The 19,544-nt window shown below is 45.8% G+C and carries 17 protein-coding genes and 1 pseudogene; 9 read left to right on the forward strand and 9 right to left on the reverse strand.

Features of this window, described 5'->3' with window-relative positions; translation table 11 throughout:
• Positions 1-83 precede the first annotated feature (83 nt).
• Together edd and QUF19_RS20945 are read right to left on the reverse strand one after the other, a co-directional pair.
• Entirely contained in the window at positions 84-1,880 is a 1,797-nt protein-coding gene (gene edd, locus QUF19_RS20940; protein WP_286303037.1) for a phosphogluconate dehydratase, read from the reverse strand.
• On the reverse strand, positions 1,877-2,398 hold the full coding sequence (locus QUF19_RS20945) for a gluconokinase (protein WP_286303039.1): 522 nt from the start codon (positions 2,396-2,398) through the stop codon (positions 1,877-1,879). The genes edd and QUF19_RS20945 overlap by 4 nt, the downstream gene beginning before the upstream one ends.
• Before the next feature lie 242 nt (positions 2,399-2,640).
• On the opposite strand from QUF19_RS20945, the gene ascF reads away from it, so the two are divergent.
• The 3 genes from ascF (at position 2,641) to QUF19_RS20960 (ending at position 6,270) form a co-directional block, all read left to right on the forward strand.
• Entirely contained in the window at positions 2,641-4,119 is a 1,479-nt protein-coding gene (gene ascF, locus QUF19_RS20950) for a PTS cellobiose/arbutin/salicin transporter subunit IIBC (RefSeq protein ID WP_286303041.1), read from the forward strand.
• A gap of 71 nt (positions 4,120-4,190) precedes the next feature.
• Complete coding sequence (gene ascB, locus QUF19_RS20955) at positions 4,191-5,621, forward strand: 6-phospho-beta-glucosidase (RefSeq protein ID WP_286303043.1); 1,431 nt, start codon at positions 4,191-4,193, stop codon at positions 5,619-5,621.
• Between the two features lie 31 nt (positions 5,622-5,652).
• A complete protein-coding gene (locus QUF19_RS20960) occupies positions 5,653-6,270 on the forward strand; it encodes a bifunctional 4-hydroxy-2-oxoglutarate aldolase/2-dehydro-3-deoxy-phosphogluconate aldolase (protein WP_286303045.1) in 618 nt (205 codons plus the stop codon).
• A gap of 56 nt (positions 6,271-6,326) precedes the next feature.
• Here QUF19_RS20960 and tsaA read toward each other — a convergent pair whose 3' ends face one another.
• Both tsaA and QUF19_RS20970 read right to left on the reverse strand, forming a co-directional pair.
• Positions 6,327-6,737 carry a tRNA (N6-threonylcarbamoyladenosine(37)-N6)-methyltransferase TrmO gene (gene tsaA / locus QUF19_RS20965; protein WP_286303047.1) on the reverse strand — a complete coding sequence of 137 codons (411 nt, stop codon included), beginning with the start codon at positions 6,735-6,737 and terminating at the stop codon, positions 6,327-6,329.
• 9 nt (positions 6,738-6,746) lie between these two features.
• Positions 6,747-7,637, reverse strand: a complete 891-nt coding sequence (locus QUF19_RS20970; RefSeq protein WP_286303050.1) for a DMT family transporter — start codon at positions 7,635-7,637, stop codon at positions 6,747-6,749.
• Between the two features lie 119 nt (positions 7,638-7,756).
• Between QUF19_RS20970 and QUF19_RS20975 the strand changes: the two genes are divergently transcribed.
• Complete coding sequence (locus QUF19_RS20975; protein ID WP_286303052.1) at positions 7,757-8,341, forward strand: TetR/AcrR family transcriptional regulator; 585 nt, start codon at positions 7,757-7,759, stop codon at positions 8,339-8,341.
• Positions 8,342-8,466: 125 nt separating this feature from the next.
• On the opposite strand, the gene QUF19_RS20980 is transcribed toward QUF19_RS20975, so the two are convergent.
• From QUF19_RS20980 to QUF19_RS20990, 3 genes are all read right to left on the reverse strand, one after another.
• Entirely contained in the window at positions 8,467-9,342 is an 876-nt protein-coding gene (locus QUF19_RS20980; protein ID WP_286303054.1) for a radical SAM protein, read from the reverse strand.
• Between the two features lie 203 nt (positions 9,343-9,545).
• Positions 9,546-10,367 (reverse strand): SDR family NAD(P)-dependent oxidoreductase, encoded by an 822-nt coding sequence (locus QUF19_RS20985; RefSeq protein ID WP_286303056.1) that lies wholly within the window; start codon positions 10,365-10,367, stop codon positions 9,546-9,548.
• Between the two features lie 172 nt (positions 10,368-10,539).
• Positions 10,540-11,385: an enoyl-CoA hydratase/isomerase family protein gene (locus tag QUF19_RS20990; RefSeq protein ID WP_239847526.1), complete on the reverse strand. Its 846-nt coding sequence runs from the start codon at positions 11,383-11,385 to the stop codon at positions 10,540-10,542.
• Positions 11,386-11,714: 329 nt separating this feature from the next.
• On the opposite strand from QUF19_RS20990, the pseudogene QUF19_RS21000 reads away from it, so the two are divergent.
• Positions 11,715-13,088: pseudogene (locus QUF19_RS21000) on the forward strand (MATE family efflux transporter).
• 9 nt (positions 13,089-13,097) lie between these two features.
• Positions 13,098-14,012, forward strand: a complete 915-nt coding sequence (locus tag QUF19_RS21005) for a LysR family transcriptional regulator (RefSeq protein WP_286303066.1) — start codon at positions 13,098-13,100, stop codon at positions 14,010-14,012.
• Positions 14,013-14,138: 126 nt separating this feature from the next.
• Here QUF19_RS21005 and QUF19_RS21010 read toward each other — a convergent pair whose 3' ends face one another.
• Positions 14,139-16,211: an alkyl/aryl-sulfatase gene (locus tag QUF19_RS21010; RefSeq protein WP_286303069.1), complete on the reverse strand. Its 2,073-nt coding sequence runs from the start codon at positions 16,209-16,211 to the stop codon at positions 14,139-14,141.
• A 189-nt stretch (positions 16,212-16,400) separates the two neighbouring features.
• Between QUF19_RS21010 and QUF19_RS21015 the strand changes: the two genes are divergently transcribed.
• Positions 16,401-17,315 carry a LysR family transcriptional regulator gene (locus QUF19_RS21015; RefSeq protein ID WP_286303070.1) on the forward strand — a complete coding sequence of 305 codons (915 nt, stop codon included), beginning with the start codon at positions 16,401-16,403 and terminating at the stop codon, positions 17,313-17,315.
• 101 nt (positions 17,316-17,416) lie between these two features.
• On the opposite strand, the gene QUF19_RS21020 is transcribed toward QUF19_RS21015, so the two are convergent.
• Positions 17,417-18,256, reverse strand: a complete 840-nt coding sequence (locus QUF19_RS21020) for a DMT family transporter (protein ID WP_286303073.1) — start codon at positions 18,254-18,256, stop codon at positions 17,417-17,419.
• A gap of 266 nt (positions 18,257-18,522) precedes the next feature.
• On the opposite strand from QUF19_RS21020, the gene QUF19_RS21025 reads away from it, so the two are divergent.
• A complete protein-coding gene (locus QUF19_RS21025; RefSeq protein WP_286303075.1) occupies positions 18,523-18,912 on the forward strand; it encodes a VOC family protein in 390 nt (129 codons plus the stop codon).
• A 51-nt stretch (positions 18,913-18,963) separates the two neighbouring features.
• Positions 18,964-19,491: a hypothetical protein gene (locus QUF19_RS21030; protein ID WP_286303077.1), complete on the forward strand. Its 528-nt coding sequence runs from the start codon at positions 18,964-18,966 to the stop codon at positions 19,489-19,491.
• Positions 19,492-19,544 lie beyond the last annotated feature (53 nt).

Below are 19,544 nucleotides of genomic sequence, written 5' to 3' on the forward strand. Positions count from 1 at the left end.
GTATGGTGGAAACTGAAAGGGGCATCGAAATAATGCCCCTTTGCTTTTACATTTAAGCGATAACACAGTTAGACGATAAAACGTTAGACGATAAAACTCGCCCCTTGTTCTGCACTCGAAACGCTTTGGCGCATCACGCTAAATAGGTTGCGCCCCATGGTTTGTTGGTTGACGTCTGCTTCAAACCCCTTCGCTTGACGAGACTGCATGTCGTTGAGGTTATTGAGTACGCCACTCGCGCAATCTAAGCGCAGGATATCACCTTCGCGAACAAGCCCAATGGTTCCGCCTCGAATAGCCTCTGGTGAGACATGAATCGCGGATGGAATCTTTCCTGAGGCTCCGGAAAGGCGACCATCGGTAACCAGAGCCACTTTAAACCCTTGTTTCTGTACATTGCCTAGAATCGGCATGAGTTTGTGCAGTTCTGGCATCCCATTTGCTGCCGGGCCATTGTTTATCACCACTACAATGCAATCTTTGTTGAGTTCACCTCTTTGGTAGGCAGCTTCCACCTTGTGTTGGCAATCGAACACCACTGCAGGCGCTTCTATTACACGCTGTTCTTCGGCGACCGCTGATACTTTAATGACCGCATTGCCAAGGTTCCCTGAAAGGACTCGCGTTCCGCCTGTGCTTTGGAATACTTGTTCTGGACCTGCAATTACCTCTGCGTCTGCCGACTGCTCGCACTTTTTCCACGTTAGCTTTCCATTTTCCAGCTCTGGAATACTCATTTGATCTTCAAACGAGCCAAAGGTAGGTATGACATCTCGGTGCAGTAAATTCGCTTGGTTTAATCGACGTAGCAGTGCGGGGACCCCTCCTGCAGCTTGGAACGCGTTCATGTCGGCAGGGCCATTTGGATAGACTTTAGCAAGTAACGGCACCACATCGGATAGGTCACTGATGTCTTGCCAGGTAAGAATAAATCCTGCTGCTCGGGCGACCGCGACCATATGAATACTATGGTTTGTGCTTCCGCCCGATGCGAGTAAGGCTACGATGCCGTTAATTAGACTTTTTTCTGTAAAGACATCAGATAGCGGTCGGAAGTTTGAAGCTTGCGGTGTCATCGAGGCGATTTCGATTGCAGCATGCTGAGTCAGTGACGCGCGCAATTCAGAGTCAGGGTGAATAAACGCAGAACCCGGCAGCATCAACCCCATTGCTTCAAATACGAGCTGATTGGTATTTGCCGTGCCGTAAAATGTACATGTGCCAGCGGAGTGATAAGCGTTGCACTCCATATCCAATAAAGCATTTTTACCTACTTTACCAGCAACATACTCTTGGCGGACGTGTACTTTCTCTTCGTTGCTAATACCGGTTGCCATCAATCCTGCTGGAACAAATGCCGTGGGCAGATGCGCAAAAGAGAGTGCGCCCATTAACTGCCCCGGGGCGATTTTATCGCAAATTCCAAGTAGCAGTGTTGAATCAAAAACGTTGTGGCTAAGTGAAAGAGCCGTCGATTGAGCAATCAAATCCCTTGAAAACAAAGACATATCCATTCCTGGTTGCCCTTGAGTTACTCCATCGCACATTGCAGGAACACAACCCGCTACTTGAGACGTGTGGCCGAACTTAGCTAACGTCTTTTTGATCTGATCAGGATAGTGTTGATACGGTTGGTGGGCACTTAACATATCGTTGTAAGAGCTGATTAACGCCACATTAGATTTGGTCAGATCTAGGATGGAGCGTTTCTCATCGGAACAAGAAGCCGCAACGGCATGAGCCAAGTTACCGCAAGAGAGCCCTGTTCCCCCCTTACCTGCAGAGGCTTGCTGTTGGGTTCTGTTTAGAAACTCTTGACGAGCAGTTTGGCTTCGAGCAAGCAGCCTTTGGGTTACGGCTTGGATCATAGGGTGGGTCATGCGATTGCCTCATCGGTCATCGAGAGCACAATCGCAGCGCAATCAACGACATTGTTAATATCACCGTTAATGCTAATCACCACAGTGTCGGGTTCATTGTCAGGTCTTTCTAGCGTTTCGAATTGGCTCTTGATCATATTCTCTTTCATGAAGTGACCTTGACGCTGACGCATGCGTTGCAAAATCAGGTCGATATCCCCATCGAGGAATAGAAAAGTGATGTTCTTATTTCCTTTACGAATTTGGTCACGGTATTTTTTCTTTAATGCAGAACACACAATAATGCCGTGTTCATTTTTACTTTCTAGGCTGTAAGCCGCGTCACTAACACGCTCCAGCCATGGGATACGGTCATCATCATTAAGAGGTTGGCCTGACGCCATTTTTTGAATGTTTGCTCGAGGATGAAGGTCGTCACCATCAATAAACTTACGCCCAAGTTTTTTTGCCAACTGCTCGCCTACCGTGCTTTTCCCGCAAGCACTGACTCCCATGACGATGACACTACTACCAGCCATAACTCAATCCTCTTAACAAATTTGCGCGTGATCTCAATTTTGAACATCGCTTGTAAATATGGCTTTATCTTATAAGTGTTATCGGTAACATGTTACCGGTAACTTAAGGAAGTGTGATGAAGAACACAAAACAACAATTCACAACTACTGAGATTGTTTTTTGCGACGAATTGACTCAAACATGGTCACATCTCACTATATTTCGCGTTTAAATATCACTAGAAAGAGCTTTGGGGGATAACATGGCCAACGATTACCGCGCAATTGCGAAATCTGTTGTTGAGCATCTTGGGGGCAAGGCAAATGTCGCTGCTCTAACACACTGCATGACTCGACTACGATTCGTTTTACACAGCCAAGATGGCGTCGACATCAGCAAGCTGAAAACACTTAAAGGTGTTATGGGTGTTGTTGATAATGGAGACAAAGTACAGGTTATCATTGGCAACGAGGTATCGTATGCATACAAAGAAGTGATGGCGCTTTGTGAGCTATCCACTGTATCTGAGTCAGAGGTTCCTGCTAAAAAAGAGAAGCTAACGGCTAAGTCAATTGGTGCGAAAATGTTGGACGCACTGGTTGGTACCATGTCTCCTCTTATCCCTGCAATCATTGGCGCTTCAATGGTCAAACTGCTCGCCATGGTACTTGAGATGCTGGGCTGGGTTGAGCCGAATGCGCCAACTTTACTTATTCTGAAAGCGATTGGCGATGGTGCATTCTTCTTCTTACCGGTTATGGTTGCCGCTTCTGCATCGATCAAATTCAAGACCAATATGTCTCTTTCCATTGCGATTGCTGGCGTCTTGATTCACCCGAACTTTATGGAATTGATGGCGCAAGCTGCAGAAGGCAAGCACGTTGATTTCTTCGGTATCCCGATCACGTCAGTAAAATACACCTACACGGTTATTCCTGTTCTTGTAATGACTTGGGCTCTTTCTTACATAGAACGCTGGGTAGATAACATTACCCCTGCCGTGACTAAAAACTTCCTGAAACCTATGTTGATCGTATTGATTGCAGCTCCGATTGCTATCGTACTTATCGGTCCATTTGGTATTTGGGTAGGTACTGCACTTTCAGCGCTTGTTTACACAATTCATGACACATTAGGTTGGTTGTCGGTTGCTATCATGGGGGCATTGTGGCCACTACTTGTTCTTACTGGTATGCACCGTGTATTTACTCCAACGATTATTCAAACCATTGCCGAGACTGGTCGTGAAGGTATGGTTATGCCTTCAGAAATCGGTGCCAACCTTGGTATGGGTGGCGCGTGTCTGGCTGTTGCTTACAAAACCAAAAACAGCGCACTAAAGCAGACATCATTAGCCGCGGGTGCTTCAGCTATCTTCGCCGGTATCTCTGAGCCTGCTTTGTACGGTGTGCTTGTCCGTCTTAAACGCCCACTTATCGCAACAATGATTACTGGTTTCATCGTTGGTGCATTGGCAGGCATGGGTGGTCTTGCGAGTCACTCGATGGCAGCACCAAGTCTGTTTACGAGCGTTCAGTTCTTCGATGTGAATGACCCGATGAGTATCGTTTGGGTGTTCGGTCTGATCGCATTATCCATTGTGCTGTCATTTGTTCTAACTCTAGTTTTAGGTTTTGAAGATATTCCAGAAGATGATGCCGATGAGAAAGCAACTTCAGAGTCAGCAAAGAAAGAAGCTGGTAAGGCAGAAGAGAAGACCACAGTGGTATCTGCTTCTTAATTAGAATTGATTAATTTATTCAGTCACCTCACTTCATCGTAAGGTGACTTTTATTGTTTCCGAGGTGTTCGATGTCAAACATTCAATTTCCCGAAGATTTCTTATGGGGTGGCGCTATTGCTGCAAACCAGTCTGAAGGCGCTCACTTAGCAGGTGGTAAAGGCCTAACAACCGTAGATATGATCCCTTACGGTGAGAACCGCATGCCAATTAAGCTTGGTCAGGTCGATAAGGTGACGCTCAGCGAAGACGAGTTCTACCCAAGCCATAACGCGATAGACTTTTATCACCGTTACAAAGAAGACATCGCCTTACTGGCAGAGATGGGATTTAAAGTGTTCCGCGTATCCATCGCATGGAGCCGAATCTTTCCAAAAGGTGATGAGCTAGAGCCGAACCAAGCCGGTTTAGATTTTTACCGTGATGTTTTTGAAGAGTGTAAGAAATACGGTATTGAGCCACTAGTTACCTTGTGCCATTTCGATGTGCCAATGCACTTGGTGAATGAGTATGGTTCGTGGCGCAATCGTAAGATGATTGAATTCTTTAGCCGTTACGCAAGAACCTGTTTCGAGAACTACAAAGGTTTGGTGAAGTATTGGCTAACCTTTAATGAGATTAATATCTTACTGGCAAGCCCGTTTTCTGGTGCTGGATTGTTGTTCCAAGAAGGCGAAAATCACGATCAAGTGAAATACCAAGCTGCTCACCATGAGCTCGTAGCAAGCGCTTTAGTAACCAAGATTGCCCATGAAGTGGACGAGCAAAACCAAGTGGGCTGTATGCTGGCGGGTGGCAACTTCTATCCATATTCATGTAAGCCAGAAGATGTGCTTATGGCGATGGAAAAAGATCGTGAGAACTTGTTCTTTATTGATGTTCAATCGCGTGGTTACTACCCATCTTATGCTCAAAAAGTGTTTGATAACAAAGGTGTGGTGCTTGAAACACAAGAAGAAGATTTCGAAATTCTCAAGAATACCGTCGATTTCATATCGTTCAGTTATTACGCTTCACGCTGTGCTTCTGCCGACATGAATTCGGGTAACACCAGCGCGGCGAACGTTGTTAAGTCAATCAAAAACCCTCACCTGCCAGCAAGTGATTGGGGGTGGGTGATAGACCCTACCGGCCTTCGTATTACGATGAATACTCTATACGATCGTTACCAGAAACCGCTTTTCTTGGTTGAGAACGGCTTAGGCGCTCGTGACACCTTAGATGACAAGGGGGAAGTGAACGATGACTACCGTATCGATTATCTCCGTCAGCACATTGTTGCGATGCATGAAGCGATGGAAGACGGTGTTCCACTTATGGGCTACACACCTTGGGGTTGTATTGATTTGGTCGCAGCGTCGACTGGCGAAATGAGTAAGCGCTACGGCTTTATTTATGTGGATAGAGACAACCTAGGCAATGGTACGTTAAATCGTATTCCTAAAAAGTCGTTCCATTGGTATAAAAAAGTGATCGCAAGTAACGGCAGCGACTTGGCTTAACTTATCTGTTTGATAATGAGAGAAATGAATAATGAAAACAATTGAAGAGCGACTCAGAGATATTCGTATTGTTCCGGTGATCGCCATTAATGACGTTGCTCATGCTGTACCACTTGCGAAAGTGTTGGTTGAAAATGGTTTACCTTGCGCAGAAATCACGTTTCGAACAGAAGCGGCAGCAGAGTCTATTCGTTTGATGCGTGAAGCATACCCTGAGCTATTGATTGGCGCTGGTACGGTACTAACGACAGAGCTGGTGGATGTTGCGATTGGCGCGGGTGTTGATTTTATTGTGAGCCCTGGCTTAAATCCAACAACAGTAAAGTACTGTCAGCAGCGTGGCGTTGCGATTGTTCCGGGTGTCAACAATCCAAGCCTCGTCGAGCAAGCAATGGAAATGGGCCTTAAAACACTTAAGTTCTTTCCTGCAGAGCCATCTGGTGGTGTTGCCATGTTGAAAGCGTTGACGGCAGTTTATCCAGTTAACTTTATGCCGACAGGTGGTGTGAGCCCCGCGAACGTAGAGTCTTACTTAGTGCTAAAATCAGTCGTTGCTTGTGGTGGCACTTGGATGGTGCCTACCGACAAAATGGATAATGGTGATTGGGAAGGAATTGCTGAATTAGTTAGAGCTATCGGTTCGAGATAGTTCGATAGATAACGGCATAGATAGAAAATGAAAGGGCCAGTTGATACTGGCCTTTTTTATTTGCATTCACTCAGCTCTTTGTAGATCGCAGGCTTAATATCCAACAGCGGTGTGTTGTTCAAGCAATCTAAACCTCTCACGGTCACTGTGCCATTTTCTAAGTTCTCAATCGGCAATACGGCTGCACCTATCGGGTTTGGCCTGTGGGGTGAACGCAGTGCGAAGGTCCCTTTGGTCGGTGTTTCCTCGTCCCAGCTTTGTATCAATTCATCGCGATTAGCGCCTTCTAGCCAATAGAGAATCAGGATGTGGTCGCCACTGTGTAAACCCAGTAAACCTTGTTGGAACTCAGCGTCTAATTTGATTTGGCATATCGAGCCGTTGTCCGGTTGAATGTTATTTGGACACTCCGAAACCGAATAATAAGGGGTGGTAATTCGGCCAATGAATTTCAGTTCTGCAGACATATTTAGCTCCTATTTGTCATCATTTTTCATGGTCACGAAGGTGTAGATAAAGATCGTAATCAGGATCACCACACCACCGATAATACTGGTCATTGGTGGGATCTCGGTGAAGAAGATAAACGCCCAGGCCGGAGCTAACACAGTCTCCAACATCAGAGTCATTGATACTTCAGGTGCGGTAATGTGGCGAGTGGCAACCATGGAAAGCACACGCCCAACCGGAGCGGTAAACAAGCCCATCATGCCCATAATTAACCACGTTTCAACGCTATAGCTTGATGGTGTTGCGAAGAAAAACATCACAACCGCTAGCAACAAGCCACCTAAGCCAACACTCGCCAATCGGCTGACATCTTGATATTTACGCAGCAAGGTAAACATCATTGAAAGGCAGGTCACCGCGAACACCGCCAAAGCATCGCCCATCCAATTACCCGAAGAAAACGAACCTGAAACGACAATCGTAATGCCGATCATTACTGCCACAATCGCAATTAAGGTCGAGCGGCTGGTGGCCTCCTTCAAGATTAACCAACTGAAAATAGCGGCCACAGCAGGAGCTGCACTGAGGATCACAAAGGTATTCGCGATTGAAGTCATCTTGATGCTGAACACCAAGCCTGACGCACTGCCCAACATAAGCACACCCGCCGCCAATAGTGGCCAACCACTCTGGACTACAGCTTTTCGAATACCACGTTTGTCGTTGAACTTAAGTAAGATCGGCATCGATATCGCGCTGAATAAACCGAACAAGAAGGCCGTGTCGAAGCCGCTTACGCCAGCATAGCGAATGAATATCGGATCAATACTCATTAATACAGCGCCTGCAATTGCGAGGGTGAAGCCGAAGGTTCGTGTGTTTCTTACTTCATTTTTCGGGAGGTTAATTGTCGTCATTTCTCTATCCAATTTTTCATTATCAATAAATCATACTTGCGAGTATGATTTTTAAAATTGGTTGAGTCAACACAAATCATACTTTAAAGTATGATCTGTGTTTTGAGGTGGATGAAGTAATGAGCAAGATTGAGCAGAACAAAGAGAAGAAGCGACTCGCGATTTTGAAAGCGGCTAAAGACATATTCTTAGCAGAAGGCTATGTGCAGACCAGCATGGACAGAGTTGCCAGCGAAGCGAAAATGACCAAGCAAACGCTCTATCGCTATTTCTCGTCTAAGGATGTGTTGTTTGAAGCGACCTTGAGACAAATGGGCAGCCAAACCGACGACAAGTTGGTGGTGCATTTACAACAGGAAGATACTCGACAAGCATTGGTGGGTTTCGCAAAAGACTTTGTCGCGTTTCATCTTTCTAGTGAACACATTGCGACCTTCAAGCTGCTCATCGCTGAGGGCAGCAAGTCTCCTGAATTAGTCAGTCGTTTTATGGAGGTTGGCCCTGATGATACCGACCGAGTGCTGACGCAGTTTTTCAATGACCGATTCAATATTGAAGAGCCGAAAACCAAGATAAATCTGTGGCTTAGTATGGTGATGAGTATTAGAGATGGTGTGTTGATGGGAATGCCAGCACCAACAGAACAAGAGATTGAAGCACATGTTGAAGCGAGTACTGACTTGTTGTTAGCGGCTTTGGCGTAGGGCTGTGAATCTAAAAACTAAGAGATACGTTAGGCGCTGCTGGACTTTGATTACTCCATAATATGGAGTGGCAACGCCTGTCGTTTAGTTTGTTTACGTTTATCGTTATGAGTCAAATCGAGCGACTACCAAGCAAAGGTCTTAATTACGTTTTGCTTAGTGATCGGGTTATGCGCGATGTCTTGATTAATTTTATCAAGAAACGGCTTGCGCGCTTGAGGGAGCATGCCACGCATTGGCGAGATGTTGTTCCCGTGATCGCCCCAGTAGTAACAATCGAAGTCCTCCAGATTTTCGAGCAAGTACTTCTCTTCTTCTAGAATTTGCAATGGTGTTGGCAATACAAATTCGCCGCGCTGCACTTCTTTTTCTAATACTGATCCCGGTTGAACCGCCAAAGCCATAGGTGCAATCGCATCTGGCTGCATGATGTTCAGCAAGCTGGTGGTATTAATCGCATGTTCTTTTGAACGTTCACGACCACCAAGGCCAAAGATAAATGAAGCCAGTACTTTTATGTCGGCTTCACGCGCTAGGTTCATGCCTTCGATTGCGTGTTCACGTGTCATGCGCTTTTGAATACGCTCCAGAACAATAGGGTCGCCTGACTCCAAGCCTGAATACGCCATGCTTAAACCTGCCGATTTAATCTCTTTTAGTTCCGATAAGCTCTTACGACGGAAGTCGTTGAAGCCTGAATACAGAGAAATATTTTTGATCTCTGGGAAGGTAATTTTGATGTAATCCAGAATCGAAATCAGCATCTCGGTTCGGATTGCCATCACGTTACCATCGACCAAAAAGATAGACTCTACATGCGGGTAGATCTTTCTTGCTGCATCAATATCTTCAAAGATGTCTTTGATTTCTCTTACTTTGAAACGCTTATCATCAAACATCGTGCAGAAGGTACATTGGTTGTTACTGCATCCCAATGTTGTCTGGATGAGTACGCTCTCTGCTTCCATCCAAGGACGATAAACTTTGCCTTCAAAACGCATAAATGCTCCTCGGCCTTAGCCTGTATTGTTTCGACGAGGACAAGTCTAACAATCTGCACCTTGGGTGATAATTGGGCAAAGCAGGGAATCAGTATTAAAGAAATTTTAATAATTGAATGAGCGCGCAGTTCTTCGTTTAGATAGATAGAACTGCGGCTTGGATAGTTTGAGAAGTGTTAGTAGTCGTTTTTACTAGTTAATGATCAGTGCGCGACGCACAACTTCTCTTCGAGTAACTGGTCAAGCACCGCGACCAGTTGTCGGGTTTTGGCAGGATCCAATGCATCGGCATGAGGGTCTTTAAACAACCCTGAGTCATTATCAAAATATTTCCCAGAAGCGTTGGCAAACTCATCACTGAGCGCAGCACGACAAAGAATATCGGCACCAATCGCTAGATCGTTGCCATCAACGCCATAAGCATCTTTTACTAATTTACTGCCAAGGAAAGAGGCGGGGTTTACAGGAATAACAGAAGTGCCTTCTTTCGATAAGGTATTGGCTAATTCAATAGACCACATCGTTAGCGCTAACTTACTTTGTGCGTAAACGGGGCCGTCTAGTTCGCCTGCATTTGGGCTAGTCAGTGCGTCTAAATCTGCGGATGCTTGAGCTGCTGAAGATAGGTTCACGATACGACCAGTCGCATCAAAAAGAGGGAGCAGCTTCTGTGTCAGTAGATACGGCGCAATGGTGTTCACCACAAAACGCACATCAAGATTATCTGGGGTGGTGACGTCCGACACCTTGTAGACGCCAGCGTTGTTGATGAGTATATCGAGTCGCTTGTGGTCGCTTTGGATTTGGGTGGCGAGCGCCTCAACTTCAGAGAGCGTCGATAGATCTGTGATGTAGCTTTCGATGATGGCGTTTTTAGACAGGCGAGATAAAGCTGTCACGACTTTGTGGACCTTGGCTGGGTTTCGGCCATGAATGAGAACGTGGTGTCCTTGCTGAGTCAGCGCTTTTGCGGTCTCTAAACCAATGCCATCTGTGGCTCCTGTGATCAGAATTATTTTTTGCATTTTTGATCCTTCAAAAAATAGTTTGAACAACGTTATAACAAAGATTAATGACACATAGTTGCATTTGGCTCACAGGCTGAAGACTCAAATGTGAGTCTATGGGACAAAAAACGGCTAATTTAAAGATAAATGGGTCAGCTATCGGCTGACCCAAATAAGAGAAGTGAACGAGCTATTTGATGTCTTGGACGTTCATAACCAGAGTTTCCCAGTTACGTTGGTTTTCGATATCGTGCTCTAAGCCTTGTTCATCGGCTATTTGGAAACGCTTAACTGCAGGGGTTTTGCTGGTTGCTTGATACAGCCAGTAGGCTTCTGCTTTTAGTGCCTCTTCGATGGGTTTGTCGATAGATTCGTACACCGCTTGCTTACATGCATTGATCGATTCAGCTGGGAATTTTGAAATTCGCTTCGCTAGCGTATCAACGTATTCACCGATTTCATCCGGCTCTAAAGCTTTGTTGATGGTGCCGTACGCTTCAGCCTCATCTGCATCAAAATCTCGAGCACTTAGGATGATTTCGAGTGCACGACCTAAGCCAACTTGGCGAGCCATACGTGATGCGCCACCACCACAAGGAAGGATACCCATACCCACTTCCATTTGCATGAATTTGTACTTACCACGAGCAGCGAATCGCATGTCACACGCCAGTGCAAATTCATGGCCGCCGCCTCGTGCGAACCCTTCAAGTTTGGCAATGGTAGCTTGCGGGAGCTTGCTGATGCGTTCTAAGACAGATTGCAGGTCGAGCAGTTTCGCTTCTTCACGAGATACCGCTTCTGTCGACATGTCTTTTAATAAATTGGTGTCGTAGTGACAGACCCAAATTTCAGGGTTTGCTGATTGGAATACCACAACCTTGATGTCACGGTCACGTTCCAGTCTCATCGCTAAGCCATTTAAATCGGCAAGCATCTCTTGCCCTTGAACATTCACAGTACCGAAGTCAAAAGTGACGGTAAGAATCCCATCTTCGGCTTGAGCTTTAAACGTTGTATAACCTTGATATGCCATTTCCATATTCCTTCTGAAAGATTTCATTTCAGCCTATTCGGTGGTGAATGCGGCCTAAATTCAGGCTAGCTAGGAATACTCAAACCAACAATTAACCATTAAACGAAACACTATTAACGAATTATTAAGAGTGTTCTTTTGGTTGCTAACTATCATAAATTCAAGGTGTTACGTTAGGCTTGTTGTTTTGATTATGCTTACCAATTCGATTGTTAACGAAAACTAAAAACTCATTCAGCCTTTAGCGCTCTTATCATTTCACTCTTGCTTCGTATACTGCTCAACTAGGCCATGAATGCCCCACACAACAGATGAGAGTAAACCGACCTATGTTGATGCGATCCGCGACTTTGAAAACTATTATTGATAAAACGCTGCCCCTAACGTTGGGTGTGTTTGCGATCATGATGGTACAACTGGTCGACTCGATTTTTATCGGTCAACTTGGGGTGAATGAGCTGGCGGTTCACGGTATTACGTTGCCATTTCAGGCGGCATTTACGGGTGTTCAAGTGGGCATTGGTGTGGCAGCGACGTCTATTATTTCTCAGGCGGTGGGAGCAAAATAGCAACGAAAATCGACCTCAATCGCCACGCTATCAGTTGGCTTTGGTGTCACTATCATTGCTTTGATTTGTATCGGGTTGGTGGTTTTTGGCGACTCTGTTTTTGCATCGTTCGTTAATGATGTGTCTGAGGCGCAATACCAATCTATGCTGTCGATTTTTAATGTGTATTGGCCGCTGTGGTTGTTCAGTGCACTGACGGTAGCAGCGCTTTATTTGGCAACTTGTGTTTATCGAGCAAACGGTGATACCAAAACGACGGGCAGCATGTTTTTGGCAGCCAGTGTGATTAACCTGATTCTCGACCCTATTTTGATCTTTGGATTGGATATGGGCATTGCAGGTGCAGCGATTGCGTCCAGCATTGGCTATGCATTCGGTGCGATTTACATGTTGGTTAAATCACGAGGTAAAGGGTGGTTTGGTTTTAATGGTGCGTGCAACGACCAGATCAGAGGCTATGCCTTCGAGTTAGTTAAGACGGTCATTCCTACCACAGCGAATCAGATTCTGCCTGCGGTAAGCGCATTCGTTTCTGTGCTTTTGATTGCTCGAATCGGCACAAGCGAGATGGCTTTTTGGAGCCTGTTGGCACGTGTCGAGAGCTTTATGTTGGTGTTTTCACTCGCTCTGACCATGTCGATTCCTCCAATGATAGGCCGTTACTTAGGTGCTCAACAGCGATGCAAAATCCCTGAATTATTGAATACTACAGCGAAATTCCTATTGGTTTTCCACACCGCGATGGCGGCACTGTTAGCCATTTTTAGTGGCTGGATTATTCCTGTTATTTCAGAAGAGCAGAGCATTCGAAGTTGGTTTGAAGTGACTTTGTTGTTCATACCATTTAGCTATGGGCCACTGGGGCTTTGCATGTTGGTGGCGTCGGTGTTCAATGCATTGGGTGTGCCTCGCAAAGCGTTGAGTGTGTCTTTCTCTCGCCTGTTTGTGTTCTACATTCCGGCGATATGGCTAGGGGCGCTAACCGGAGATATGGTCAATGCGGTTATCGCTGCGACCATCGCCAATGTTTTAGCGGGCGCTTTTGCATGGTTTAAGCTTCATGCCTATATTAAAACTCACATTATTCCTCGTGTAGCTGCTACCAATAAGCAGTGTGCACTCAGCGCGGGCTAAAAAATATTGATGAATATTGAACATCTAAAATTGTTTGTGCGACTCGCGTCTACGCACAATATCAGTCAAGCCGGACAAGAGCTGGGGTTGTCGCCTCCGGTTGCTAGTATTCATATTGGCAAGCTGGAAGAGAGCCTTGGTGCTCGTCTTGTGCATCGCACCACGCGAAAGGTGTCTCTTACTGAAGAGGGCATGGCATTTCTCCCTCATGCTAAACAAATTCTGTTGAGTGTGGAGGCGGGTGTCGCGTCGGTCGGAACGGGTAACGAATTGCCAAAAGGTGTATTACGAATATCTGCTCCGTCATCGTTTGGTCGAATGCATGTTATGCCTGCCTTGAAAGGCTTCTTAGCTAAGTATCCTGATTTGTCGGTCGATATTTCATTGAGTGATTCAATCGTCGACTTGATTGATGGCGGCTTTGATGTAGCAATTCGTAACGCTGAGCTGCAAAACTCGAGTCTGATCGCCCGTAAGCTTTCGACTGATAAACGCATTTTGTGTGCGTCGCCAGAATACTTGGCTGCTCATGGTTATCCTCAAACGCCAGAAGACCTCAAGCAGCATCAATGCATCAATCAAACTGGTTTAGAAGGTTGGACATTTGATACGCTCGAAGGCGATGTCACTATCAAGAAAAAAGGCGCGATTCGCGTTGATCATGGTGAAGCGGTAAGAGATGTGTGTGTTGATGGTTTGGGCATTGCGATGTGCGCGTCATGGATTGCTTACAAACAGCTAGCTGAGGGTACATTGGTTGAGGTGTTACCGGATTACCCGTTGAAAGATGCGGCTGCAATTTGGGCGGTATACCCAAGTGCTCAATTGCTTGCGCCTAAGGTGCGTGTCTTTATCGATTACTTCGTTCAGTATTACGGTTCGCCATCTTATTGGGACTGTGAAGTGAATGGTCAAACGCAGTAAATCACCCAATTACGTACAATAAACAAGAAAGCCCCGACCAAAGGTTGGGGCTTGTTTTTATGTTCTTTACAGAACGTTTTTTCTAGCTAACTGCTGTTGTTTTTATCGGTTTAATGTATCGGGCGTTTAATGAGCGTGCACAGCTGAATCTTGGTATAGCTCAGCGTCTACTTCTTCGCCTTTATTCGGGCGTGGGACAATCTCAAACGAGGTGTCAGCCTCTGTCAGTGAAGACAGTAGCTTGTTCAAAGACGACTTGTCGCCTTTCACGCCTGCTTGTCCTTCTTCTAACAGCTTATTGAGTGTCGTTTCTTTCAACACGATGTCAGACACGTCTGATTTATTGATGATCAATGTGGTGTCAGCCTCTTGTAGTTCGCTCACTTGAATGCTGTTTAAGTTGCCGTTCGACATCTCTACGTAGTAGAACTCTTTCACGTCAGGCAGTTGAATGTTCATGGTGAACGGCGTGTCTTGCGCCTTCAACGAATCCACTTTTACCGCTAAGTAATCCAACAGGTTCTCGATGGTCATGTTTGCCAATACATCCGGAGAAGCCGTTTTTGGTGCGCCCGGTTGTGTGCCGATACGCAGCTCTTGAGCACCCGTCAGATAGATGTTTCTCCAGCCCGCACCTTCAGATTGGTACCCCAGTTGCTCGTACGTATCGGCCAGTAAGCCACGTGCGACTTTGTTCTCTGGTTCCGCTTGAACAACCTTGTTCAACGCAGTCGCGACAAAGCGGTATTCACCTTGTTTAAAGTCTTGCTGCGCTTTTTCAATCACAGCATCGCTGCCACCCATGTATTCAACAAACTTGACGGATTCCGGCTCAATTTGCAGAGGGTTAAGGTTCGCAGGGTTCATGTCGAAGTAGCCAAGGTACATGTTGTACACTGCGCGAGCGTTATGTGAGTAAGTACCGTGATAACCATTGGTGTGCCAAGATTGTTGAATACTGTCTGGCATCACTTTGTAGATCTCGTCACCTATGTCTTGCAAAACCACGCCGTTATTCGCTAAGCGAAGGGTTTGGTTATGAGTAAAGCCGTACGCGTCACGCTGCATTTTTAGGTAATCAGAGATCTCTTGCTCGCCCCAGATTGGCGACGAGTGAGAAGCAAACAGCACCTCGGTTTCTTCGCCCCAAGTCACCAACATTTCGTTGATTTTCTTAGACCACTTCAAACCATCACGCACCTTTGCGCCGCGCAGCGTGTAGAGGTTGTGCATGCCTTGGTAGGTCAACTCACCTGTCCAAAGCGCCTTCATGCTTGGTATATACGTCACCATTTCAGAGGCGGCTTCAGTCCCCGATGCGTCCATGAATTGCATTTCTAGGCCATCGATAACCAGCGTTTCAATTTCTTCGTTGTGGTTCAGTTCGTAATCCGGCAATACGTAAGTGATGGTGCCTGTCGATAGGCCTTTCGCGAGTGCCGCATCCACAATACCGTGCTCATGACGATTCAGGGTCGCACCATATTGATAAGCAGTACGACGAGACATCGCATTACCTGCCAGAACGTTTTCGTCTACGATTTCTTTGGTGATATTTTTCGAGCCATACACTTTTACTTCTGGGTAAGCTTCTTTGATTGCTCTCGCGCCACCAAAGTGATCGGCGTGCGAGTGAGAATAGATCATCGCGACGATAGGTAAGTGACCGCCGTCAGGCACATTTTTCTGGAAGAACTTAAGCGACTTCTCAGCCGATTCTTTGGTTAATAGAACGTCATAAGCGATCCAACCGTTGTCAGTGCGAATGAAAGAGATAGACGCTAAATCGGCACCACGTACTTGGTAAACCTTACCTGGGACAACTTCATATAGGCCTTCCGCAGCTTGGTTCAGCACCGCTTGTCGCCACAATGACGGGTTGACGGAGTCTGGTGCTTTGTCGGCGTTGGCTACACTGGGTTCGATAAAGTTGAAGCTGTTACGGATGATGTCGCCAGTCTCTTGGTCGAAGCTTGCGATCAGACCTTTGTTGTTATTGTCGAAGGCGCGCGTGTCTGAGAAGTTGAGCGTTTTCGCAAATTCTTGGTTGGCTTGTGCCGTCATTTCGGTCGCGTCTTTGCCACCTTGATCGCCAATCTCACTAAAGTGCGCATGGTCGTGGTTCGCTGCAATGGATGGGAATGCAAGAGAGATTGCAAGGAACAGGGATGCGTTTTTGAAAGTACGTGAAGTTGTCATTAGAGCCTCTTCAATTCAGATTTCGTTTCGATGAGGGAATTGTATGACTAACACATATAGCAAAAAATAAAGTAAGCTTTATTTAACACATCACGAACTGTTATGTGTTGTGCGCTTTATCAGTGACCTATTGAAAATTGAATCTTGTCGTATGCTCGATACGACCTCAAGCGAACATGGAGAGTAGCCGTGAGTGATGTTGAAAAGTTAGACCTGAATTTACTGAGCGTGTTCTTGGAAGTGTATCGATTAAAGTCGATTACCTTAGCCTCGGAATCCCTTGGTATGACTCAGCCCGGAGTGAGCGGCGCATTAAAGCGACTGCAATCTCAACTTGATACGGATCTCTTTATTCGCGAAGGGCGAGGGATCATTCCGACCAATGCGGCGGTGCAATTGGCAAACCGAGTAGAGCCCGCCTTAGAGGGGATAACCAGCGCAGTCAGCACGCTAAAGCAGTTCGATAATCAGCAACATCATGTGTTTCGAATTCTGGTCAATGAGATCGGTTTAACCAAGCTTCAGCCTCTTGTTGAGCAGGATGATACGCTGGGTAATATCTCCATCGAATTTAATATGGTGCCGAATAATGAAGAGGAGTTGTTGCAGAGCTTGAGCATGCAGCAGGCGGATTTAGCCATTGATATTCACTACCCACAAGTGAATGGCTACATGAAGCAGCCTGTGATTGAAGATGAACTGGTTCTGATAGCAAGAAAAGGACATCCCAGAATCAATGGTTCGGTGACCGAAGAGCAATATTACAACGAAAAACACATCACTTTCCGTATGCGCCGTACTCGCTTGTATACGGCAGATTACTTCACTAAATCTCCAATTAAGCAAAGAAAGGTCAGTGCAGAGTGTGACTCGTTGATGACTATGTGTGTGTTGGTGTCAGGCTCGGAATGTGTAGGCAGTACATCACGTGATTTTGCCAATCAATTTGCTGAAGCCTTTCAACTTCAAGTGCTCGATCAGCCGTTCGAAATTCTTCCAATGCAGCAATACATGATTTGGCATAAACGAACCGATGTGAACTCGGCTCATCAATGGTTGCGAAACAAGATTCAGCACTATATGAACAAGTCTGAAATCAGTTAAATTCCAAGAAAATACAGTTAAAAACGGCCTCAAAAATGAGGCCGTTTCTGTATCTGATTGTTCCACTTTTCTTTATGCGTGAAGCGAAACTTAGTCTGAGTTTAGCTCGCCTTTTCTTGACGCTTTTGACGGGCATTTTTGAGCATCTTAGCCGGAGATAATCCCGTGACTAACATGGTACCTGTGATAACCAAAATAGAGCCGACCACGGTGTTAATACCAATCGCTTCATCTAAGAACAAGTTACCCCAAAGAATACCAAATACCGGAATTAAGAAGGTCACTGATAGGGCTGAAGGCGCACCAAGCTCATTAATGAGATTGAAATAAAGTAGGTATGCCAAACCGGTACAAACCGCGCCGAGTAAGATGACCGATGTGGTGATCGTGAGATCGGGTGCTTCTCTCATCGGAATGAAGAACACAAATGGCAATACGATTAATACTGCGGCCCACATGCTGCCGTGGGCATTATTGAACGCTTCAACCTTCGGTGCTGTCTTGGTGTAGTTAGAGGCGATACCGTAGCTAAATGCAGCCAAAACCGCGGCAAAAATAGGAACAACCGCTTCTTGGCCTATGTTCATGGCATCCCAACCGACCAACACACCGACGCCAGTGACACCAATACCTAATCCGAGCAGCACCTTCTTTTCAAGCGCAGTTTTTGTCCATATCGCCCCGATGATCGCTGCCCATATTGGCGCTGTAGAGTTAAGAATGGCAAGGGTCGACGCATTAAGTGTTTGAGCCGCATAAGCGAAAAACAGAAAAGGAAGCGCGGTGTTAAACAAGCCAAGAATGAAAAAGTGTTTCGCATGAGCATTAAAAGAGAGCTTCCTTTTCAGATAAAAAGAAACCAAGAGTAGGGTGATTGCCGCGCACAAAACTCGCGCTTCAATTAGGACTGCTGGGCCTAAAGGATTAGCCGCAATTCTCATGAAAAGGAACGAGCCTCCCCATATGGCAGCTAGCGTTATCAGTTTTAAAAAGCTCACAGTTTTAATCTCGGATTGTGTAAAACACCGACTATGGATCAAAGCTATGTATTACACAAACTTAGATGTTAATACTGTGCAGCTAATTGTTGTTATTTTGATAACTGAACTGACCATTAAATAGGAACATCTTTGATGAATTCTGTTCTGTTTATCCTTCCTAGTTTGGCGAGTAATCTAGTGTCATACGTAAACATTAGGTGATAAAAATGAAGATTGAACATATCGCGATTTGGACCAAACAACTCGAAGTACTTAAACGCTTTTATGAAGATTACTTTGGTGCGACGTCTAACCAGAAATATCACAACCCAACCAAAGGCTTCTCGTCTTACTTCTTATCTTTTGATAGCGGTAGCCGTTTAGAGATCATGGAAATGGACTCGGTTCCTGAATCGAAAGATGACATCTATGATCAATTCACCGGCTTCATTCATATGGCTATTTCGCTAGGGTCGGAGCAGGCCGTCGATGAACTTACAAGTCGTTTAGTTGAAGAGGGATATGAGCGCTTAGATGGCCCAAGAAGAACCGGTGATGGCTATTATGAGAGCTGTGTACTCGATCCTGATGGTAATCGATTGGAACTTACCGTTTAATGTAGAGACTTAATGGAGTTACTTATCTACTAACGGAACTGAGGTATGACAATGATGAAGCGAGCTGTGACTTTTATTTTTAGTCTTGGGCTTATGGGCTGTGCTACCTCAGAACCGGTTTATGAACCACAGACTGATTCAAAGCCAGACCAACCATCACAGCCAATAGGCTATCTTGGTTTCAAAGCTCATCAAGAGTGGGCCATTAAGTTTAATGACTGCACCGTTTATGATTTAACTGGCGCACAGCCTTACCAATGGCTTGACCGCACTTCAGAGTCTGTCAGCTGTTATACGTTTAAACCGACTGATGTTATCGAGCCTCTGCTGGTTTATGCCGATGCTGATTTCAACAGCGATAAACTCACTCCGATTAATCGCTTTCAAGAGCTGCAGGTATCAGAGTCAGGCTGGGGCAGCTTTCCTATCGTCTACGAGACAAACGGCACCAACTGGTTGAAAGTCAAAGAGGGTTGGATTCACCTCACTCTCGCCGATCAGACGCTCGTTCAGTACTACCCTGGAACTCAAGACCAAGCAGCTAAATCACAACATGATCAGTATTTCGAGCAGCATTAAGAATAAGCTTTAGTTCAGGGAAAACAATACCCCTATCAAATGTGTAGGGGCAA

Origin of the sequence: Vibrio sp. FE10, from assembly GCF_030297155.1 — a bacterium.
GTDB lineage: Bacteria > Pseudomonadota > Gammaproteobacteria > Enterobacterales > Vibrionaceae > Vibrio > Vibrio apostichopi.